Annotated in this window: 17 protein-coding genes; 15 read left to right on the top strand and 2 right to left on the bottom strand. The window is 67.6% G+C overall.

The features are described from left to right. Positions 1-178 precede the first annotated feature (178 nt). The 5 genes from eat to PSPA7_RS05130 all read left to right on the top strand — a co-directional run bounded on the left by eat (position 179) and on the right by PSPA7_RS05130 (position 5479). Entirely contained in the window at positions 179-1627 is a 1449-nt protein-coding gene (gene eat / locus PSPA7_RS05150) for an ethanolamine permease (RefSeq protein ID WP_003155254.1), read from the top strand. Positions 1628-1687: 60 nt separating this feature from the next. Further along, positions 1688-3082: an ethanolamine ammonia-lyase subunit EutB gene (locus tag PSPA7_RS05145; RefSeq protein WP_012074408.1), complete on the top strand. Its 1395-nt coding sequence runs from the start codon at positions 1688-1690 to the stop codon at positions 3080-3082. 10 nt (positions 3083-3092) lie between these two features. Then, positions 3093-3914 carry an ethanolamine ammonia-lyase subunit EutC gene (gene eutC, locus PSPA7_RS05140; protein ID WP_012074407.1) on the top strand — a complete coding sequence of 274 codons (822 nt, stop codon included), beginning with the start codon at positions 3093-3095 and terminating at the stop codon, positions 3912-3914. 160 nt (positions 3915-4074) lie between these two features. Further along, positions 4075-4536: a GNAT family N-acetyltransferase gene (locus PSPA7_RS05135; RefSeq protein ID WP_003156278.1), complete on the top strand. Its 462-nt coding sequence runs from the start codon at positions 4075-4077 to the stop codon at positions 4534-4536. Between the two features lie 46 nt (positions 4537-4582). Then, a complete protein-coding gene (locus tag PSPA7_RS05130; RefSeq protein WP_003156280.1) occupies positions 4583-5479 on the top strand; it encodes a substrate-binding periplasmic protein in 897 nt (298 codons plus the stop codon). Here the strand turns inward: PSPA7_RS05130 and PSPA7_RS05125 are convergent. After that, complete coding sequence (locus PSPA7_RS05125) at positions 5372-6955, bottom strand: serine/threonine-protein kinase (RefSeq protein ID WP_012074405.1); 1584 nt, start codon at positions 6953-6955, stop codon at positions 5372-5374. The genes PSPA7_RS05130 and PSPA7_RS05125 overlap by 108 nt on opposite strands. 193 nt (positions 6956-7148) lie before the next feature. On the opposite strand from PSPA7_RS05125, the gene PSPA7_RS05120 reads away from it, so the two are divergent. From PSPA7_RS05120 to ppa, 3 genes are all read left to right on the top strand, one after another. Next, positions 7149-7814 carry a DedA family protein gene (locus PSPA7_RS05120; RefSeq protein ID WP_012074404.1) on the top strand — a complete coding sequence of 222 codons (666 nt, stop codon included), beginning with the start codon at positions 7149-7151 and terminating at the stop codon, positions 7812-7814. Between the two features lie 2 nt (positions 7815-7816). Further along, a complete protein-coding gene (locus PSPA7_RS05115; RefSeq protein ID WP_012074403.1) occupies positions 7817-8647 on the top strand; it encodes a M90 family metallopeptidase in 831 nt (276 codons plus the stop codon). A gap of 80 nt (positions 8648-8727) precedes the next feature. Then, positions 8728-9255 carry an inorganic diphosphatase gene (gene ppa, locus PSPA7_RS05110; protein ID WP_003093248.1) on the top strand — a complete coding sequence of 176 codons (528 nt, stop codon included), beginning with the start codon at positions 8728-8730 and terminating at the stop codon, positions 9253-9255. Positions 9256-9319: 64 nt separating this feature from the next. On the opposite strand, the gene PSPA7_RS05105 is transcribed toward ppa, so the two are convergent. Then, positions 9320-10036, bottom strand: a complete 717-nt coding sequence (locus PSPA7_RS05105) for a response regulator transcription factor (protein ID WP_012074402.1) — start codon at positions 10034-10036, stop codon at positions 9320-9322. Between the two features lie 194 nt (positions 10037-10230). Here PSPA7_RS05105 and mucE point away from each other — a divergent pair, with 194 nt between their 5' ends. The 7 genes from mucE (at position 10231) to PSPA7_RS05070 (ending at position 18847) form a co-directional block, all read left to right on the top strand. Then, on the top strand, positions 10231-10500 hold the full coding sequence (mucE, locus tag PSPA7_RS05100) for a mucoid induction factor MucE (RefSeq protein ID WP_012074401.1): 270 nt from the start codon (positions 10231-10233) through the stop codon (positions 10498-10500). 346 nt (positions 10501-10846) lie between these two features. Beyond that, complete coding sequence (gene aqpZ / locus PSPA7_RS05095; protein WP_012074400.1) at positions 10847-11536, top strand: aquaporin Z; 690 nt, start codon at positions 10847-10849, stop codon at positions 11534-11536. Between the two features lie 164 nt (positions 11537-11700). Next, on the top strand, positions 11701-12708 hold the full coding sequence (locus tag PSPA7_RS05090; protein WP_003150478.1) for a FecR family protein: 1008 nt from the start codon (positions 11701-11703) through the stop codon (positions 12706-12708). An 18-nt stretch (positions 12709-12726) separates the two neighbouring features. Then, entirely contained in the window at positions 12727-15027 is a 2301-nt protein-coding gene (locus PSPA7_RS05085) for a CHASE2 domain-containing protein (protein ID WP_041025291.1), read from the top strand. 350 nt (positions 15028-15377) lie between these two features. After that, a complete protein-coding gene (locus PSPA7_RS05080) occupies positions 15378-16304 on the top strand; it encodes an ABC transporter ATP-binding protein (RefSeq protein ID WP_012074398.1) in 927 nt (308 codons plus the stop codon). Continuing rightward, positions 16301-17035, top strand: a complete 735-nt coding sequence (locus PSPA7_RS05075; protein ID WP_012074397.1) for an ABC transporter permease subunit — start codon at positions 16301-16303, stop codon at positions 17033-17035. The genes PSPA7_RS05080 and PSPA7_RS05075 overlap by 4 nt, the downstream gene beginning before the upstream one ends. A gap of 9 nt (positions 17036-17044) precedes the next feature. After that, complete coding sequence (locus PSPA7_RS05070) at positions 17045-18847, top strand: GldG family protein (protein ID WP_012074396.1); 1803 nt, start codon at positions 17045-17047, stop codon at positions 18845-18847. The last annotated feature ends 1 nt before the right edge of the window (position 18848 follow it).

Here is an 18848-nt window from a genome sequence, read left to right as displayed (position 1 = left end):
TCCCGGAGCGGTCGCGGTGGCTCGTGAAACTCGCCGCCGAGGCTGACGGCGGCGCCCCTTCCACCTCCTCGCCAGGCCGATTGCAGAGCGGCTGGCACAGCTATTGCCTGCGTTCACCACGTACAGCACACCACCGGGAAAACCCGGGGTCGATAACAACAAGATGAGGTGAAAACCCATGTCCCTCGAACAAACCGGCCATGCGCCCGCAACCTCCGGGGTCGACTTCGAAAGCGTCGACGCCGACTACTTCCAACACCGTCAACTGAAGAAAGGCGCCGCCGGCTGGGTCCTGCTGGTCGGCCTCGGCGTCGCCTACGTGATCTCCGGCGACTATGCCGGCTGGAACTTCGGCCTGGCCCAGGGTGGCTGGGGCGGGATGTTCCTCGCCACCCTGCTGATGGCCACCATGTACCTGTGCATGTGCTTCTCGCTGGCCGAACTGTCCTCGATGATCCCCACCGCCGGCGGCGGCTACGGTTTCGCCCGCAGCGCCTTCGGTCCCTGGGGCGGCTTCCTCACCGGCACCGCGATCCTCATCGAATACGCCATCGCCCCGGCGGCCATCGCCTGCTTCATCGGCGCCTACTGCGAATCGCTGTTCGGCGTCGGCGGCTGGCTGATCTACCTGGTGTTCTACATGGTGTTCATCGGCATCCACATTCTCGGCGCCGGCGAGGCGCTGAAGCTGATGTTCATCATCACCGCGGTAGCGGCCATAGCCCTCGGCGTGTTCATCGTCGCGATGGTTCCGCACTTCGACCCGGCCAACCTGTTCAACATCCCGCAGACCACGGCGACCGGCGCCAGCAGCTTCCTGCCGTTCGGCTATGTCGGGGTGTGGGCGGCGATCCCCTACGCCATCTGGTTCTTCCTCGCCGTCGAAGGGGTACCGCTGGCCGCCGAGGAGACCGAGAACCCCAAGCGCGACCTGCCGCGCGGCCTGATCGGCGCCATGCTGGTGCTTCTCGCCTTCGCCGCACTGATTCTGGTCGTCGGGCCGGGCGCCGCCGGGGCCAAGGAGCTGATGGGCTCGGGAAATCCGCTGGTGGAGGCGCTGGAGTCGGCCTACAAGGGTTCGACCTGGATGAGCCAGTTCGTCAACCTGGTCGGCCTGGCCGGGCTGATCGCCAGCTTCTTCTCGATCATCTATGCCTACTCGCGGCAGATCTTCGCCCTCTCCCGCGCCGGCTACCTGCCGCGCAGCCTCTCGCTGACCAACCGCAAGAAGGCGCCGGTGCTGGCCTTGGTGGTGCCGGGGGTGATCGGCTTCGGCCTGTCGCTGACCGGCCAGGGCGACCTGCTGATCCTGGTCGCGGTGTTCGGCGCGACCATCTCCTACGTGCTGATGATGGCCGCACACATCACCCTGCGCGTGCGCCGTCCGGACATGCAGCGCCCCTACCGCACCCCTGGTGGCGTCCTCACCTCCGGCGTGGCCCTGGCGCTGGCCTGCGTCGCGGTGGTCGCCGGCTTCCTGGTCGATCCGCGGGTCGTGGTCGGCGCGGTGGCGATCTACGCTGTACTGATCGGCTACTTCGCCCTGTACAGTCGGCATCACCTGGTGTCCGGCACCCCGGAAGAGGAGTTCGCCGCGATCCAGGCGGCGGAACAGGACCTGCGCTGAGCGACAACGACAAGCAAAGCCCGGCCCGCCGCACGGCGAGGCCGGGCGCTGGAGATACACATGGCACGATTCACCCATAGCGTCGGCGGCGAGACCTACCGTTTCGACAGCCTCAAGGACGTGATGGCCAAGGCCAGCCCCGCGCGCTCCGGCGATTTCCTCGCCGGCGTCGCGGCGAGCAACGACGGCGAGCGGGTCGCCGCGCAGATGGCCCTGGCCGACATCCCGCTCAAACACTTCCTCGACGAAGCGCTGATCCCCTACGAGGACGACGAGGTCACCCGCCTGATCATCGACACCCACCAGCGCGACGCCTTCGCCCCGGTGTCCCACCTCACCGTCGGCGGCTTCCGCGACTGGCTGCTTGGCGACGCCGCCGACGAGGCCAGCCTGCGCGCCCTGGCTCCGGGCCTGACGCCGGAGATGGCGGCGGCGGTGTCGAAGATCATGCGCGTCCAGGACCTGGTCCTGGTGGCGCAGAAGATCCGCGTGGTCACCCGCTTCCGCAACACCCTCGGCCTGCGCGGCCGGCTCTCCACCCGCCTGCAGCCGAACCACCCGACCGACGACCCGGCCGGGATCGCCGCGAGCATCCTCGACGGTCTGCTGTTCGGCAATGGCGACGCCATGCTCGGGATCAACCCGGCCACCGACAGCATGGCCTCGATCTGCGCCCTGCTGGAGATGCTCGACGCGATCATCCAGCGCTACGAGATTCCCACCCAGGCCTGCGTGCTGACCCACGTCACCAGCTCCATCGAGGCGATCAATCGCGGCGTGCCGCTGGACCTGGTGTTCCAGTCGATCGCCGGCACCGAGGCGGCCAACGCCAGCTTCGGCATCAGCCTGAAGATCCTCCAGGAAGGCTACGAGGCCGGGCTCAGCCAGAAGCGCGGCACCCTCGGCAACAACCTGATGTACTTCGAGACCGGCCAGGGCAGCGCGCTCTCGGCCAACGCCCACCATGGCGTCGATCAGCAGACCTGCGAGACCCGAGCCTACGCGGTGGCGCGCCACTTCAAGCCGTTCCTGGTGAACACCGTGGTCGGCTTCATCGGACCCGAGTACCTGTACAACGGCAAGCAGATCATCCGCGCCGGCCTGGAAGACCACTTCTGCGGCAAGCTGCTCGGCGTGCCGATGGGCTGCGACATCTGCTACACCAACCACGCCGAGGCCGACCAGGACGACATGGACATGCTCCTGACCCTGCTGGGCGTCGCCGGGATCAACTTCATCATGGGCATACCCGGCTCCGACGACGTGATGCTCAACTACCAGACCACTTCCTTCCACGACGCCCTCTACGCGCGCCAGACGCTGGGCCTGAAGCCGGCGCCGGAATTCGAGGACTGGTTGCAGCGGATGGGCATCTTCACCCAGGCCGACGGGCGTATCCGCTTCGGTGAGGAACTACCGCCGGCGTTCCGCCAGGCCCTGGCGCAACTGGCCTGAGGAGACGCCGATGAACGACAAGCACCTGCCCGACGCCAGCGCCGAGAACCCCTGGCTGCCGCTGCGCCAGCTGACCCCCGCGCGGATCGCCCTGGGCCGCACCGGCACCAGCCTGCCGACCCGCCCGCAACTGGACTTCCAGTACGCCCACGCCCAGGCGCGCGACGCCGTGCACCTGCCCTTCGACCATGCGTCCATCGGCGACGGCCTGCGCCAGCGCGGCCGCGACAGCCTGCTGCTGCACAGCGCCGCAGCCGACCGCCACGTCTACCTGCAACGCCCGGACCTCGGCCGGCGCCTCGACGAAGCCTCGGTGCGCCGCCTGCGCGAGCACGCCGCCGGCTACGACGGGCAGATCGACCTGGCCATCGTGGTCGCCGACGGCCTCTCCGCGCTGGCCGTGCAGCGTCACACCCTGCCCTTCCTCGAACGCCTGGAGGAACAGGCGCTGGCCGAAGGCTGGTCACTGTCCCCGGTGGTCCTGGTGGAACAGGGACGGGTGGCGGTGGCCGACGAGATCGGCGAATTGCTGCGGGCCAGGATGAGCGTGATCCTGATCGGCGAGCGTCCCGGCCTCAGCTCGCCGGACAGCCTCGGCCTGTACTTCACCTGGGCGCCACGGGTCGGTCTCACCGATGCCTACCGCAACTGCATCTCCAACGTCCGCCTGGAAGGCCTCAGCTACGGCATGGCCGCGCACCGCCTGCTGTACCTCATGCGCGAGGCCTGCCGGCGGCAGCTTTCCGGGGTCAACCTGAAGGATGAAGCCGAGGTCCAGTCGCTGGAAGGCGACGCTCCGCGCACCGGCAACTTCCTCCTGGCAAGGGACTGAGCCCCGGCCGAAGGACGGGCGGGCGCCAGCCGCCCGCTCTTCGCACCATCCGGCCGCTCGCCTGGATTGCGCTTTGCAGGGAGATTGGGCAGCATCGGGACATTGCTGGCATGCAGCCTGCATCGTTCCGACAGCCCCTTCCCGCACCGCGAGGTCCGTCATGCGAATCGTGCAAGCCACCCTCGAACACCTCGACCTGCTGGCGCCGCTGTTCGTCAGGTACCGCGAGTTCTACGGCATGCTGTCCTACCCCGAGTCGTCGCGCAAATTCCTCGAGAAACGCCTGCGCCGCAAGGAGTCGGTGATCTACCTGGCACTGGCCGACGAAGAAGACCGGCTGCTCGGTTTCTGCCAGCTCTATCCGAGCTTTTCCTCGCTGTCGCTCAAGCGCGTATGGATTCTCAACGACATCTACGTCGCCGAGGAAGCGCGCCGGCAACTGGTCGCCGACCACCTGCTGCAGCACGCCAAGCAGATGGCCCGGGACACCCATGCGGTGCGCATGCGGGTGTCCACCAGCGTCGACAACGAGGTGGCGCAGAAGGTCTACGAGTCGATCGGTTTCCGCGAGGACCACGAGTTCAAGAACTACACCCTGCCGATCAGCGACGAACTAAGCTGAAGGCAGAGGTTCTTCCACTACCCGATCGCGTAGCGCAGAGGCAACCATGGGTTCGCGCCCTTCGTCGCACTGGCCCGCAGTCCTGCTCGGCCTGCTCCTGGCCGTGGCCGGCGCGCAGGCCGACACCCTGCGTGTGGCAACCCTCGACTGGGCGCCCTACGTCGGCCCCGACCTGCCGGGGAACGGCCTCGCCAGCCGCATCCTGGCCGAAGCCCTGGCGCTCGACGGGCATCGCGCGGAGCTGGTCTTCCTGCCCTGGCAGCGCGCCCTGAAGGAGACCGCCGAGGGCCGCTTCGACGCCCTGATGCCGGCCTACCTGTCGCCCGAGCGAGGCGAACTGTTCCATGCCACCATTCCCCTGCTCGATTCGCAGCTGGGCTTCTTCCGCCAGCGCGAACGCCTCCTGCCGGTCGATCCGGCGCACCTGGAAAGCCTGCGTCCGTACCGCATCGGCGTGGTCCGCGGCTACGTCAACCGGCAGGACTTCGACGCCGACCGCAGCCTGACCAGAGACACGGTGACCAACGACTGGCAGAACCTCGAGAAGCTCCTGCGCGGGCGTATCGACCTGGCCGTGGTCGATCGCTACACCGGCTACCATCTGCTGGCGCGCAACGTGCCGGCGTTGAAGGACCGCCTGGTGTTCATCGAGCCACCACTGGAGGTCAAGCCGCTCTATGTGCTGGTGCCGAAGAAACTCGGCCGCGGCGCGGCCCTGGCCGCCAGCCTCGATCGCAACCTGCGCCTGATGCGCCGCAGCGGCCGGCTGGAGCAACTCATCGCCGAAGCGCACCTGGAACGCAGCGGACAGACCCGCACGCTGGCGATCGATCCGCTAACCGGCCAGGCCGACCAGCAGCGCCAGCCCGACCAGGAGCAGGACCAGCAGCACCCCGCCCAGGCCCGGCCGGCGTGGCGGCTGGGCTCGCTGGGGATGCGCTAGCGGCCTCTGCAAGGCCAGCCAGAATTCCGACAACGCCTCGAAGCGCGCCTCCGGCCGCGGCGCCAGCGCCCGCGCCAGGACGCCGTCCCAGCCCACCGGCAGGCCCGCGTGACGCTCGCCCAGCGGCTCGTAGCGGCTGCCGGCGGCGCCCTCCGTGGTGGCGACCGGCGGCCAGCGCCCACTGAGCAGCCAATAGAGCAGCGCCGCCAGGGCGAACTGGTCGGCACGGCCGTCGGCCGCCTCGCCACCGCGCAGTTCCGGTGCCAGTGGCACGATCCCGGCCGGCATGGCCTGGCGTGCCACGCCCGGCAGAATCGCCGCGGCCTCGGGGAGGAACAGCAGGCGTCCGCCCTCGTCCAGCAGGATCTGCCGCGGCGCCAGCCACAGCCCCTGCACACCGCGCCGCTGCAGGGCGCGAACGGCCTCGATCAGTTGTTCCAGCAGGACCAGCGCGCATTCGGGATCCAGCGGCAGGTGCGCCGGCGCCCAGTCTTGCAGGCTACGCACCGGCCACTTCGGCGGGGCGAACAACTGGTAAGCATGCCGGCGCGGCCGTTGCGACGACAGCACCCGTGGCAGGCTTTCCACCCGGCAACGGCGCAACGCCCACTCACGCTGCCAGAACGCTTCGTCGGCGTCCGTCATCGCGAGCAGCAGCCAGGCCTCGCGACCCACCTCGTCGCGGGCGCGGAACAGTCGCCCGGACGGACCGAATGCACAGGCCGCCTGCAAGGTCCAGCCGTCCAGGCACTCGCCCGGCCGCGCGCTGCGCAGCGCCGGCCAGCCGGCGTGCCGTGGCGCCGGGGGCGCCGCCCCCATGGCCCCCGGCAGGACCAGCGCCACCGCTCCCGGCGCCTGCAGCAAAGGTTGCAGTACCTCGTCCAGGCGTTCCTCGGCCAGCCCCGCGCAGCGCTCACCAAGGGCGCGCAGGTCGGCCACCTCGAGCAACGGCTGCGGCGCCAGCAACAGCGGCTCGCCTGTCACCTGGGCCAGGTTGTGCTGGACCAGCGCCAGTTCCGCGCTGCTGCCCAGCGCCTGGCCACTGCCGCCCAGGCGCTGCAGGCTGCCCCGGCAATAGCGCAGCAGGCCGACCGCGCCGCACTGGAAGAAGTGCACGCCGCCGCCGTGGACCAGCAGCAACCCCGCCGCCAGTTCCAGCACCCCCGGCTCGCCCTCCCGGCGTCGGCGGTACAGTTGCATGTTCAGCGAGGCGAGCACCTGGCGTACCGCCTGCGCTTCCGGCCAGCCCTCGGGAGTGCAGGCGTAGTCGGCGAACAGGCCGTCGAGATGTCCTTCGAGCGCCTGCACCACGTTGGCGCAGCCATGTCCCCAGAGCAGCGCCAGGAGAAACGCCGGCGCCCGCCCGGGGCGCGCCACGAGCCACTCGGCGCGGGCCCGCGCGGCCTGCCCGGCGAGGTCGCGCCCGGTACCCAGCGTGAAGCTGAGCGCTGGCCGGGCATCAGGCTGGAATGTCATGGCGGGTCCTTCCCTGCTAGAAATTTCTCCTGTTCTTGCAGACTTTATGCCGACCAATTTCGGAAAAATTACCGAAACATCCTGCAATCAGTGGTTTTGCCGGGATCGCGACAAACAACCCCCCACCCGTCCGGACGCCCCCCTATAATGGCGGCCCTCTGCCGCTCAACGCGTTGTCTCCGCAGGTTGCTCAATGGACTTCAACCCAATCGATCTGATCCTTCACCTGGACACCTACCTGGCCATGCTGGTCAGCAATTATGGCGTCTGGATCTACGCCATCCTGTTCCTGGTGATCTTCTGTGAAACCGGCCTGGTGGTGACCCCGTTCCTTCCCGGCGACTCGCTGCTGTTCATCGCCGGCGCCATCTGCGCCACCGGCGGCATGGATCCCTGGCTGCTCGGCGGCCTGCTGATGATCGCGGCGATCACCGGCGACAGCACCAACTATGTGATAGGCAGGACCCTCGGCAAGCGGCTGTTCAGCAACCCCGACTCCAAGGTGTTCCGCCGCGACTACCTCGACCGCACCCACGAGTTCTACGCCCGCCACGGCGGCAAGACCGTGACCCTGGCGCGCTTCCTGCCGATCGTGCGGACCTTCGCGCCCTTCGTCGCCGGCATGGCGAAGATGCATTACCCGCGCTTCGTCATGTTCAGCGTGGCCGGCACCGTGGCCTGGGTCGGTGGCCTGGTGACCCTGGGCTACTTCTTCGGCAACGTGCCCTTCATCAAGAAGAACCTGTCGCTGCTGGTGATCGGCATCATCCTGCTGTCGCTGCTGCCGATGATCCTCGGCTTCATCCGCCATCGCCTGCAGGCCAGCGCCGCCAAGCAGGCCAAGGCCCAGAGCGACTGAACATGTGGTCGTTCCGCGCCTGGCGGCGCCGACGCCTGCTGGCGCGCCACCCGGTGGCGGACGAACTCTGGCGGCAGGTGCGCCGGCACCTGCCGATCCTCGACGGCCTGGACGCCGACGAGGACCGCCGCCTGCGCGAGCGGGCCGTGCTGTTTCTCGCCGACAAGCACCTGACCGCACTCTCCGGCGTCGATCTCGATGACTTCGGCCGCCTGCTGCTGGCGGCGCAGGCGCAACTGCCACTGCTGCACCTGCCGGACCTGAACTGGTACCAGGGCTTCCATGAACTGGTGCTGTATCCCGACGACTTCGTCAGTCCGCAGAAACACCGCGACGCCAGCGGCGTGGTCCATGAGTTCGACGACGAACGCAGCGGCGAGACGTCCCTGCAAGGGCCGGTGGTCCTGGCCTGGCCCGGCGTCGTCGGCGGGGGCGGCTGGGACGCCTACAACCTGGTGATCCACGAGCTGGCGCACAAGCTGGACATGCTCAACGGCGACGCCAACGGCCTGCCGCCGCTGCATGCCGGCATGCGCATCGGCGACTGGGCGAGCGCCATGCAGGCCGCCTACGACGAGATGAACGCGCTGCTCGACCACGACCCCGATGCGCAGACCGCCATCGATCCCTACGCGGCGGAAGACCCGGCGGAATTCTTCGCGGTCACCAGCGAGTACTTCTTCAGCGCCCCGGACCTTCTCCACGAGGCCTACCCGGCGGTCTACCAGCAGCTCCAGCTGTTCTACCGCCAGGATCCGCTGCGACGCCTGCGGCGCCTGCAGGCCGAGCACCCGGACTACCGCGAGGCGGCGGGCGGCACGACTAACGGCTGAACGCCGGTACATGGCATCGCCAGGCGAATATGCCTATAATCGCGGCCTCTTTTTTGGCCAGAAACCTCTGGAGTCAACCCATGAGCTACAGCAAGATCCCGGCCGGCAAGGACCTGCCGAACGACATCTACGTCGCTATCGAGATTCCGGCCAACCATGCGCCGATCAAGTACGAGATCGACAAGGACACCGATTGCCTGTTCGTCGACCGCTTCATGGCCACCCCGATGTTCTACCCGGCCAACTACGGCTTCATCCCCAACACCCTGGCCGACGACGGTGACCCGCTGGACGTGCTGGTGGTGACCCCCTATCCGGTGGCGCCGGGTTCGGTGATCCGCGCCCGTCCGGTCGGCGTCCTGCACATGACCGACGAAGCCGGTGGCGACGCCAAGCTGATCGCGGTGCCGCACGACAAGCTGAGCGTCCTGTACAAGGACGTGAAGGAATACACCGACCTGCCGGCCCTGCTGCTGGAGCAGATCAAGCACTTCTTCGAGAACTACAAGGATCTGGAGAAGGGCAAGTGGGTCAAGGTCGAAGGCTGGGGCAACGCCGACGCCGCCCGCGCCGAAATCACCAAGGCCGTGGCCGCGTTCCAGAAGTAAGCGCCGCCCAGCCAGGAAAAGCCCCGCACCCGCGGGGCTTTTTCATTTCCGCCGGCGCGACGGGTCATTCCCCGGCCGCCACGCTCTCCAGGCGGTAGCCGTAGCCATAGATGGTCAGCAGTTGCCAGCCACGCTCGGCGGTCAGGCCGAGCTTGTTGCGCAGACGGTAGATGTGGGTGTCCAGCGGTCGCGAGGAAAGCACCTCCTCGTGAGGCCAGAAGCGCTCGTAGAGATATTCCCGCGACAGCGGCCGCCCCAGGTTGGCGAACAGGCAGCGAGCCAGGCGGTATTCGCGCTCGGTCAGGCTGATCGGCGCGCCGGCGCGGGTCACGGTCAGTTCGGCGTCGTCGAAGCTGAGGTCATTGAAGGTCTGCATCTCGTGCTGCGCCGGCCGCGTCGCCGCGTGGCGACGCAGCACGGCGGCGACCCGCGCCTTCAGTTCGTTGGGGCGGAACGGCTTGCTGACGTAGTCATCGGCGCCGCTGTTCAGCGCCTGCACGATGTCCTGCTCGGCGTCGCGGCTGGTCAGCATGATCGCCGGCGGCGGCGCGTCGAGATGCTCGCGGCTCCAGCGCAGCAACTGCAGGCCGCTGAGGTCCGGCAGCTGCCAGTCGAGGATCAGCAGGTCGAAGGTTTCCCGCTTGAGTTGCTTGAGCAGGTCCTCGCCCCGGGAGAAACGGTGCACCACCCAGGCCTGTTCGCCCTGCGCGGGTATCTGCTGGAGGGTCTGCTCGACCCGGTCCAGTTCGGCCGACTCGTCGTCCAGTATTGCGACACGCATAGAAAGCTGGTCCTGTTCAATCGGGCTATCGCCCTTTTTTCGCTCCAGGAACGGTTGATTACGTACAAATCTGAAGAATTGTGACGAATCTCTCTGGTGGCGACCAGCCCTTGATAGCCTGATTCCAAATAGCCATTAAGCGGGACAGAGAACCCGCGCGCCAGTGCCAGCCTGACTATCAAGGAGTCGTAGCCATGGGTTTCCGGCCAGTTCGCCAACGTTTGCGTGACATCAACCTGCAGGCCTTCGGCAAGTTTTCCTGCCTGGCCCTGATCCTCGGCCTCGAATCGGTCGGCCCGCCGTCCACCACTACCCTCGCCCCGGTGTTCAACCAGGGCACCAGCAGCCCTTCCTTCGCCGCTCCGCTCGGCCTCGACAACAGCGCGCGGGCAGGCGTGGAACTGTGGAACGTCGGCCTGTCCGGCGCAGTCAGCGTGCGGGACGAGACGCGCTGGGTTTTTTGAATCCTGTGAATCTGAAATTTCGCGAAAGAATCTGAAGAAATATGGCAAATCCCGCAGCAGGCGAAAGCCGCTTGGTAGATTTCCAACCGCTGAGTAGGCCAAGGAGCAAATGGATTGCTCCGACACAGGGACGTGTAAACCCGCCTCGGCGGGCCGTGGGACGAGATCACTCGAACCACAGTCGGGGGCCGGTAACGGACGACCGCCCCAGGCGACCGAGCCAATCCCCCCAGGGCTGGCTTCGACACACGGATGTGTCATCTCCCCTTCCTTATCCGAATCATCCCCTCCCGACATCCGGACGCCTCGTTCCGCGTCCCACCCTGGATCTGAAAAGGACCTCATCATGAAACGATACGGAGCAGAGTTCTTCGGCACCTTCTGGCTGGTACTGGGCGGTTGCGGCAGCGCCGTGCTCGCCGCCGGCGTACCGGAACTGGGAATCGGCTACCTCGGCGTGGCCCTGGCGTTCGGCCTCAGCGTGCTGACCATGGCCTATGCCATCGGACCGATCTCCGGCGCCCACCTGAACCCGGCGGTATCCATCGGCCTGTGGGTCGGCGGGCGCTTTCCGGCCAGCCAGTTGCTGCCCTACATCGTCGCCCAGGTGCTCGGCGGCCTGGCCGCCGGCGGCGTGCTGTACCTGATCGCCAGCGGCAAGGCCGGCTTCGACCTGGCCGCCGGCTTCGCCTCCAACGGCTACGGCGAGCATTCACCGGGCGGCTATTCGCTGCAGGCCGCGCTGGTCAGCGAAGTGGTGCTCACCGGCATGTTCCTGCTGATCATTCTCGGCGCCACCTCCAAGCGCGCGCCCCAGGGTTTCGCGCCGATCGCCATCGGCCTGACCCTGACCCTGATCCACCTGATCAGCATCCCGGTCACCAATACCTCGGTGAACCCCGCGCGCAGCACCGCGGTCGCCCTGTACGTCGGCGACTGGGCGGTATCCCAGCTGTGGCTGTTCTGGGTCGCGCCGATCCTCGGCGCGGTACTCGGCGCCCTGGCCTATCGCCTGATCGGCGACAAGAACGACTGAACCGAAGCGCCTGGCCCGCTCGCCAGGCGCTGCGGCCGAGGAAACGTCACGGGAGCCTGCGGGCTCCCGATGTCGTTGCAAGGATTGCGAAACCGCCGCCCGATCAGGCAGATTGCAGCCTGACCGGACCGCCAGCGATACCTTACCCGCCGCCAGTGAAGCCTATGACAGCCCTCGCCCCTACACCCCGTACCTTCCTTCCGGCCTGCGCCGCCCTGGCGCTGGGCGGTCTGTTGGCGCTGCTCGCCAACCCCGTCGCGGCCGTGCCGGCCAAGGCGAAACGGCCGCCGTTCATCGAGCAGGGCGAAACCTGCCTGCCCCAGCCACTCCCCGCCAGCGTGCTCTATCTCGCCGGCGACGCGTGGAAGCTCGATGCCAAGGGCAACCAGACGCCCCTGGAAGAAGGCATGGACATCGACGACCTGGAAGGTGTGAAAACCTCCCCGACCGCCTTCGTCAGCCTGCTGCTCGGCGACGGCAGCCGCATCGTCCTGCCCTCCAGCTCGGAAGTCACCCTGCACCTGGACGAGGACACCGGCATTCCGCAGATCGCCCTGCGCGCGGGGCAGGTCGAGTCGTATGTCCTGAAGAGAAAGAGCGATCACGACCGCTTCCAGGTGCTGACCCCGGTCGGCGTGCTGGGCGTGCGCGGTACCCATTTCCGCGCCCGCACCGAGGACGGCCAGACGCTGACCGAAGTGCTCGACGGACGCGTCGCGGTGAACCGCGAGCTGACCAGCGACGACCTGCCGCTCAACGGCGGGCGCCCCGCCCGCAAGTCGCCGCAGGCGCGGACCGTCCCCGACGAGGACGTGCTGGTCGATGCGCGCCGCGGGTTGAAGGTCAGGCCGCAGGGCAAGCTGACCCCGGTCGACCTGCTGCCCGCTCCGCAACTGCGCGGCCAGGGCGGCGAGCATGGCGACTCGCCGGTGTGGAAGCTGTACCTCGCGCCGCTGCAGGGCGCCAAGCGCTACCGCGCCCAGGTGGCCAGCGACCCGGACTTCCTGCGCATCCAGCAGGAACGCTTCTCGAGCACCCCGGAGGTCGCCTTCAGCGGCCTGAAGGCGGCCTTCTACCACGTCCGCCTCTCGGCCTTCGACAACGACGGCCTGGAAGGCGAAACCAGCGTCTACGACATCCTCTATTACCCCCGGGGCGGCAGTGCCCGGTAAGGCGCCGGGGCCCCGGCGGTGATTGCGCCTTCCCGGCGGGACGAATCCAGCCAGGCGCAGCGGTTGTTCCGCGGCCTGGTACGCGAATGGCTGCTGGTCAGCCTGGTGCTCCTGCCGCTCACCGCGCTGCTTTCGCTGAGCGCCGGGCTGCCACTGAACAACCTGCTCTATGATCGCCTGCGCAACCTCACGCCCCTGGCGGTCGACCCGCGCATCCTCATCGTCGCCATCGACGATCGCAGCCTGGAAAGCCTCGGCCGCTGGCCCTGGCCACGCAGCGTCCACGCCGAACTGCTGGAGCGCCTGAGCGCCGCCGGCGCGCGCAGCGTGCTGCTCGACGTGATCTTCAGCGAACCCTCCGCCGATCCGGACAACGACCGCCAACTGGCGCAGTCGCTGTGCCGGGCCGGCAACGTGCTGCTGCCGCTGCTGCGCGAAAGCGTCCCGCGCTACGGCGAACCGCCCCGGGAGATACCGCCGGCGGCGCAGCTGGCGAGCTGCGCCGCCGGCATCGGCCATATCAACGTGGAGGCCGACAGCGATGGCACGGTGCGCAGCGTCTACCTGCGCGAGGGGCCGCTCGGCCAGCCACGCCCGCTGCTCGCCTGGCAGGTCTTCGCCAGCCTCGGCGAAACGCCGATGCCCGGGCTCGACACGAAGCGCAACCTGCCCGGCTGGCAGCGTGACCACGCGATCCGCATTCCCTTCATCAGCGCCGCCGCGGGCTTCCCCAGCGTACCCTACGTCAGCGTGCTGCGCGGCGAAGTGCCGGACACCCTGCTGCGCGACCGCCTGGTCCTGGTCGGCGCCACTGCGCCAGGCCTCGGCGATCGCTACGTCACCCCGCTCTCGGCCAGCCTCGGTACCACGCCGGGGGTGGAAATCCAGGCGAACATCCTCAACGGCCTGCTGCAGCAGCGCAGCAGCGTCGACCTGCAACCCTGGCTCGCCGCGCTGCTCTCCGCCGCCAGCGTCGCCCTGCTGCTCGGCCTGATGCTGTTCCGCTCGCGCCACGCCTTGCTCCTCACCCTGACCTGCGCGGCGCTGGCCCTCGGCCTGTCCTGGGTCCTGCTTTTGAACGGCTGGTGGTGGTCGCCGCTGGCCAGCCTGGTCGGCCTGCTGCTGGCCTACCTGATCTGGAGCTGGCGCCGGCTGAACGCGGTGCTCGCCTATTTCGGCTGGGAGCTGGCGCGCCTCGACCAGGAGCCCAAGGTGCTTCCCGAACGGAGCCGCGCGCCCGCCGCCGGCAACGATCCCCTGCAGAACCGCATCGCCGCCCTGGAACAGGCGGTCAGCCGCACCCGCGACAGCCGACGCTTCATGGCCGATGGCCTGGAAGGGCTGCCGGTGGCAACGCTGATCTGCGATCCGGAAGGCGGGATCCTGCTGGCCAATCGCAAGGCCCGGGAACTGTTCGGCCGGGACCTGCGCGGCGACGAATTGCGCCAGCGCCTGGCCGAGCTCGGCCATCCGAGTCTCGCCGGCGACAACCCTCCGCCACTGGGGAGCCTCGAAGCGGTGGAGTTCCATGACCGCCACGAACGCGACCTGCGCGTCGAACTGGCGCGCCTGCTGCCGGTGCAAAGCGAAACCGCCATCGGCTGGCTGGTCAGCCTGATCGACCTGAGCGCCGAGCGTGACGCCGAGCGCCAGCGCGCCACCCTGCTGCGCTTCCTCTCCCACGACCTGCGCGCGCCGCACTCGGCGATCCTCGCCCTGCTCGACGTGCGCCGCGCCGAGGACGAAGCGGGCCAGAGGGTCTACCGGCAGATCGAGCAGCAGGTCCGCCGCGCCCTGGGCCTGACCGACGCCTTCGTGCAACTGGCCAAGGCCGAGTCCGACGCCTACCGCTTCGAAGCGTGCATGTTCACCATGCTGGCGATGGACGCCGCCGACCAGCTCTGGCCACTGGCGCAGCAGAAGGACATCGAGCTGCACCGCGATTGGGACGACGAGCAGGAACCGATGGTCTGGGCCGACCCCGGCCTGCTCACCCGCGCGCTGTTCAACCTGCTGGAAAACGCCGTCAAGTACAGCCCGGCGGGTAGTCGCGTCAGCCTTGGCATCCACCTCGATGGCGACTGGCTGTCCTGCCGGATCGCCGACCAGGGCCGGGGCATCGCCGCCGAGGAATTGCCGCGCCTGTTCGGCCAGTACCAGCGCTTCGCCTCCGCCGAAGGCAGCGCCGGCCTGGGCCTGGGCCTGGCCATGGTGAAGACGGTGATAGACCGCCACGGCGGCAGGATCACCTGCGAAAGCCAGGTCGGCCAAGGCACCACGTTCGAGATTCGCCTGCCGCTGCTGAAAAGCGAAGGCTGACTCGCCCCCTGGCGGACCATGAGCGACATCCGCCCAGCCATTGCCGCGCCGTGCGATGCCGCTGCAGGCAGGCAAGGCCCCTCCTTGCCTGCCTTCGACGCTCAACTCGAATGCCTTCATGCCTACGGTATCCGGCGATATTGAATTCGACGTTTAACCCGCTTTATCTGCCGAACTCCGGAACAACTTTCATGCATGGGCAAAGTTCGTAGGAAGTTTCCCAAGCGTACAAGTAACTAATCCCAAAAAGAGCGGGCCTAAAAAATTAACCGGCAACTCCCGGTAATCTACCGCGCTCACGCGATCCCCTCCGCATAAAAGGCAAACGGTTCAACCACTGCAGTGAAACCATGATCGACATAGACAGACTGACCAAACGTTTTTCTGGCCGGACGGTAGTGAACGATCTGAGCTTCCGCATTGGCCGGGGGGAGATCGTCGGCCTCCTCGGCCCCAACGGAGCCGGCAAGTCGACCACCCTGAAGATGCTTTCCGGCTTCCTCCCGCCGAGCGCCGGCAGCGTTCGCATCTTCGGCTTCGACATGCAGGACAGGGCGCGCCAGGCGCAGAAGCTGATCGGCTACCTCCCGGAAAACGCCCCCAGCTACGGCGAAATGACCGTCGAAGGCTTCCTCGCCTTCGTCGCCTCCATCCGCAACTACAGCGGCCGGGAAAAACGGCGCCGCCTCGACCACGCCATGCAGTGCATGGAACTGCATGGCGAGCGCCGGAGCGTCATCGAGACCCTGTCCAAGGGCTTCAAGCGCCGCGTAGGGCTGGCCCAGGCGATCCTCCACGATCCCGAACTGCTGTTGCTCGACGAACCCACCGACGGCCTCGACCCGAATCAGAAGCACCAGGTGCGGCAACTGGTGAAGAATCTCTCGGAAAGCAAGATCGTGGTGATTTCCACTCACATCCTCGAGGAAGTCTCCTTCATGTGCAGCCGTGCCCTGGTGATCAGCGGCGGCCGCCTGCTGGCCGACAACACCCCGGGCGAACTGAAGACCCGCAGCCGCTACCACCATGCCGTCAGCCTGACCATCGAAGCACCGGTGGATCCCCTGGCGATCGCGATGCTCCCCGGTGTCGCCGGAATCGAAGGGCGGCCCGACCGGGCCGGCACCCTGACCATCCTGGCCCGCCCCGGCACGCAGATACTGCCCGGACTCAACCACCTGATCCACGGCAAGGGCTGGCGGGTCTCGGGCCTGCGTACCGAGCACGGCCAACTGGAAGAAGTGTTCCGCCAACTGACCCGGGAAAACCTCGCATGACCGCCATCGGCACCATTTTCAGACGCGAGCTGGGCAGCTACTTCGCGACGCCGCTCGCCTATGTGTTCACCCTGATCTTCCTGGTCCTCGCCGGCCTCACGACGTTCTACCAGGGGGAGTTCTTCGAACGCGGCCAGGCCGACCTGGTGCCGTTCTTCTCGATCCTGCCGTGGCTATACCTGTTGCTGATCCCCGCCCTGTCCATGCGCCTGTGGGCGGAGGAGCGCAAGTCGGGCTCCATCGAGATGCTGATGACCCTGCCGGTCTCCGGTGCCACGGTGGTGGCCGGCAAGTTCCTGGCGGCCTGGTTCTTCTCCGGCCTGGCCTTGCTGCTGACCTTCCCGATGCCGCTGACGGTCAACTACCTGGGTTCCCCGGACAACGGCGCGATCGTCGCCGGCTACCTGGCCGGCTGGCTGCTGGCCGGCGGCTACCTGGCCATCGGCTCCTGCATGTCGGCACTGGCGAAGAACCAGATCATCGCCTTCGCCCTGACCGTCCTGACCTGCCTGCTGTTCGTCGGCAGCGGCGCTGCCGATGTGCAACAGGCACTCGCCGGCTGGCTGCCGCAATGGCTACTCGACGGAATTGCCTCGCTGAGCGTGCTGGTGCGTTTCGAGGCGCTTGGCCGGGGCGTGCTCGACCTGCGCGACCTGGCCTATTTCCTCAGCCTGATCGTCGCCTGGCTGGCCGCCACCACCATCATCATCGACCTGAAAAAGGCGGCCTAGGAAGCAACCATGAAACGAACCCTGTACTCGGGCGCCGGCCTGTTGCTGGTCGGCCTGCTGTTCCTCGTCTTCAATCTCCTGTCCGGCCTGCTGCTGCGCAACCTGCAGGTCGACCTCACGCAGCAGAAGCTCTACACCTTCAGCGACGGCACCCGGGAGATCCTCGACCAGCTCGACGAACCGCTGAACCTCTACCTGTTCTTTTCGAAAAGCCGCGCCGGTGACCTGGTCGCCCTGCGCAACTACGCCCGCCGTGTCGAGGAAGTGCTGGACCTGTATGTACAGCGCAGCCACGGCAAGATCCGCCTGTTCGTGATCGATCCCCTGCCGTTCTCCGACGACGAGGACCGCGCCTCGCGCTTCGGTCTGCAGGCCCTGCCCCTCGGCCCGAACGAAGAAGGCATCTACTTCGGCCTGGCGGCTACCAACGCCACCGACGGCATCCAGGTGATTCCGTTCTTCTCGCCGGAGGAGGAACCGCTGCTCGAATATGACCTGAGCCGCCTGGTGCAGGCTCTCGCCGAGAGGGAACGCACCGTCGTGGGGCTGATGAGCAGCCTGCCCATGAACGGCCAGGCCGCCACCGACAGCCAGCCGGGCAGCCGGCCGTGGGCGATGATGGACAAGCTCCACCAGCAGTTCGACATCCGTACCCTGGGGCTGGCCACCACGGAAATTCCCGCCGAGATTTCGGTATTGATGCTGGTCCATCCCAGGCAGTTGTCCGAACCGACCCTGCGCGCCATCGACCGCTTCGTCCTGCGCGGCGGCAAGCTCCTGGCTTTCGTCGATCCGTTGAGCCTGGCCGACCCTTCCGCCGACAAGGGCTCCGACCTCTCCCCCCTGCTGCGCGCCTGGGGCGTCCAACTGCGACCGGACACCCTGCTGGCGGATGCCGCGTTCGCCATGATCAGGCCGAACGCCGAGCGGCGGCCGGAACGCAACCCGACCTGGCTGCACCTTCCCGGGCATTCGTTCCCCCAGAACAACGTCCTGACCACCGGGCTGGAAGGACTCAACCTCGCCACCGCCGGCCTGCTCGAACCCCTTGCCGAAGCGTCCACCCGCTTCATCCCGCTGATGTACAGCTCGGAGCGCAGCATGCCGCTGTCGCTGGAGCGCTTCCAGCGGTCCACCACCGACGAACTCAACGCCGCCCTGGCCCCAACCGGCGAGCGCTACGTGCTTGCCGCCAAGCTCGAAGGCCCGGCGAAGAGCGCCTTCGCGCCGGAGCCGGGAAAGCCGGCCGACGGCCCGGCGGAGAGTGCCAACATCCATGTCCTGCTGGTCGCCGACAGCGACCTGCTGAGCGATCCACTCTGGCTGCAGGAACAGGCGGGGCCTGGCGGCCCGCGGGTGTGGGCGGACAACGACCTGTTCGTCGGCAACGCCCTCGACTATCTCTCCGGATCGGACGCGTTGATCGACCTGCGCTCGCGCGGCCATACGAACCGTCCCTTCACTCGCGTGGAGGAGTTGCGTCGCGAAGCCGGGATGCGCGTCCAGGAACAGCTCAACGTCCTGCAGCAAAGCCTGAACGATACCGAGAAGAACCTGCAGGAGCTGCAACAGTCGATGGACGGCGCCGAACAGGACGTCACCCCGGAAATGGAAGCGACCCTGCGGCGTTTCGTCGACGACAAGCTGCGCATCCGCCAGCAACTGCGCCAGCTGCAGTTCCAGCTGAACGCCGACATCGACCGCCTGGCGGAGCAGGTGAAACTGGTCAACACGGTCCTGGTGCCGGCGCTGCTCACATTCCTTCTCCTGCTGCACTGGACCTGGCGCAGACTGCGCCGAAGGAGCGCCTGAC

It is taken from the genome of Pseudomonas paraeruginosa PA7 (assembly GCF_000017205.1).
GTDB classification, from domain to species: domain Bacteria; phylum Pseudomonadota; class Gammaproteobacteria; order Pseudomonadales; family Pseudomonadaceae; genus Pseudomonas; species Pseudomonas paraeruginosa.
This window is presented reverse-complemented; position numbering and strand designations above follow the sequence as displayed.

Excerpts from the sequence above, each read along its gene's own strand:
- eat (WP_003155254.1), top strand. The coding sequence starts at position 179 with ATGTCCCTCGAACAAACCGGCCATGCGCCCGCAACCTCCGGGGTCGAC.
- PSPA7_RS05145 (WP_012074408.1), top strand. The coding sequence starts at position 1,688 with ATGGCACGATTCACCCATAGCGTCGGCGGCGAGACCTACCGTTTCGAC.
- eutC (WP_012074407.1), top strand. The coding sequence starts at position 3,093 with ATGAACGACAAGCACCTGCCCGACGCCAGCGCCGAGAACCCCTGGCTG.
- PSPA7_RS05135 (WP_003156278.1), top strand. The coding sequence starts at position 4,075 with ATGCGAATCGTGCAAGCCACCCTCGAACACCTCGACCTGCTGGCGCCG.
- PSPA7_RS05130 (WP_003156280.1), top strand. The coding sequence starts at position 4,583 with ATGGGTTCGCGCCCTTCGTCGCACTGGCCCGCAGTCCTGCTCGGCCTG.
- PSPA7_RS05125 (WP_012074405.1), bottom strand. The coding sequence starts at position 6,955 with ATGACATTCCAGCCTGATGCCCGGCCAGCGCTCAGCTTCACGCTGGGT.
- PSPA7_RS05120 (WP_012074404.1), top strand. The coding sequence starts at position 7,149 with ATGGACTTCAACCCAATCGATCTGATCCTTCACCTGGACACCTACCTG.
- PSPA7_RS05115 (WP_012074403.1), top strand. The coding sequence starts at position 7,817 with ATGTGGTCGTTCCGCGCCTGGCGGCGCCGACGCCTGCTGGCGCGCCAC.
- ppa (WP_003093248.1), top strand. The coding sequence starts at position 8,728 with ATGAGCTACAGCAAGATCCCGGCCGGCAAGGACCTGCCGAACGACATC.
- PSPA7_RS05105 (WP_012074402.1), bottom strand. The coding sequence starts at position 10,036 with ATGCGTGTCGCAATACTGGACGACGAGTCGGCCGAACTGGACCGGGTC.
- mucE (WP_012074401.1), top strand. The coding sequence starts at position 10,231 with ATGGGTTTCCGGCCAGTTCGCCAACGTTTGCGTGACATCAACCTGCAG.
- aqpZ (WP_012074400.1), top strand. The coding sequence starts at position 10,847 with ATGAAACGATACGGAGCAGAGTTCTTCGGCACCTTCTGGCTGGTACTG.
- PSPA7_RS05090 (WP_003150478.1), top strand. The coding sequence starts at position 11,701 with ATGACAGCCCTCGCCCCTACACCCCGTACCTTCCTTCCGGCCTGCGCC.
- PSPA7_RS05080 (WP_012074398.1), top strand. The coding sequence starts at position 15,378 with ATGATCGACATAGACAGACTGACCAAACGTTTTTCTGGCCGGACGGTA.
- PSPA7_RS05075 (WP_012074397.1), top strand. The coding sequence starts at position 16,301 with ATGACCGCCATCGGCACCATTTTCAGACGCGAGCTGGGCAGCTACTTC.
- PSPA7_RS05070 (WP_012074396.1), top strand. The coding sequence starts at position 17,045 with ATGAAACGAACCCTGTACTCGGGCGCCGGCCTGTTGCTGGTCGGCCTG.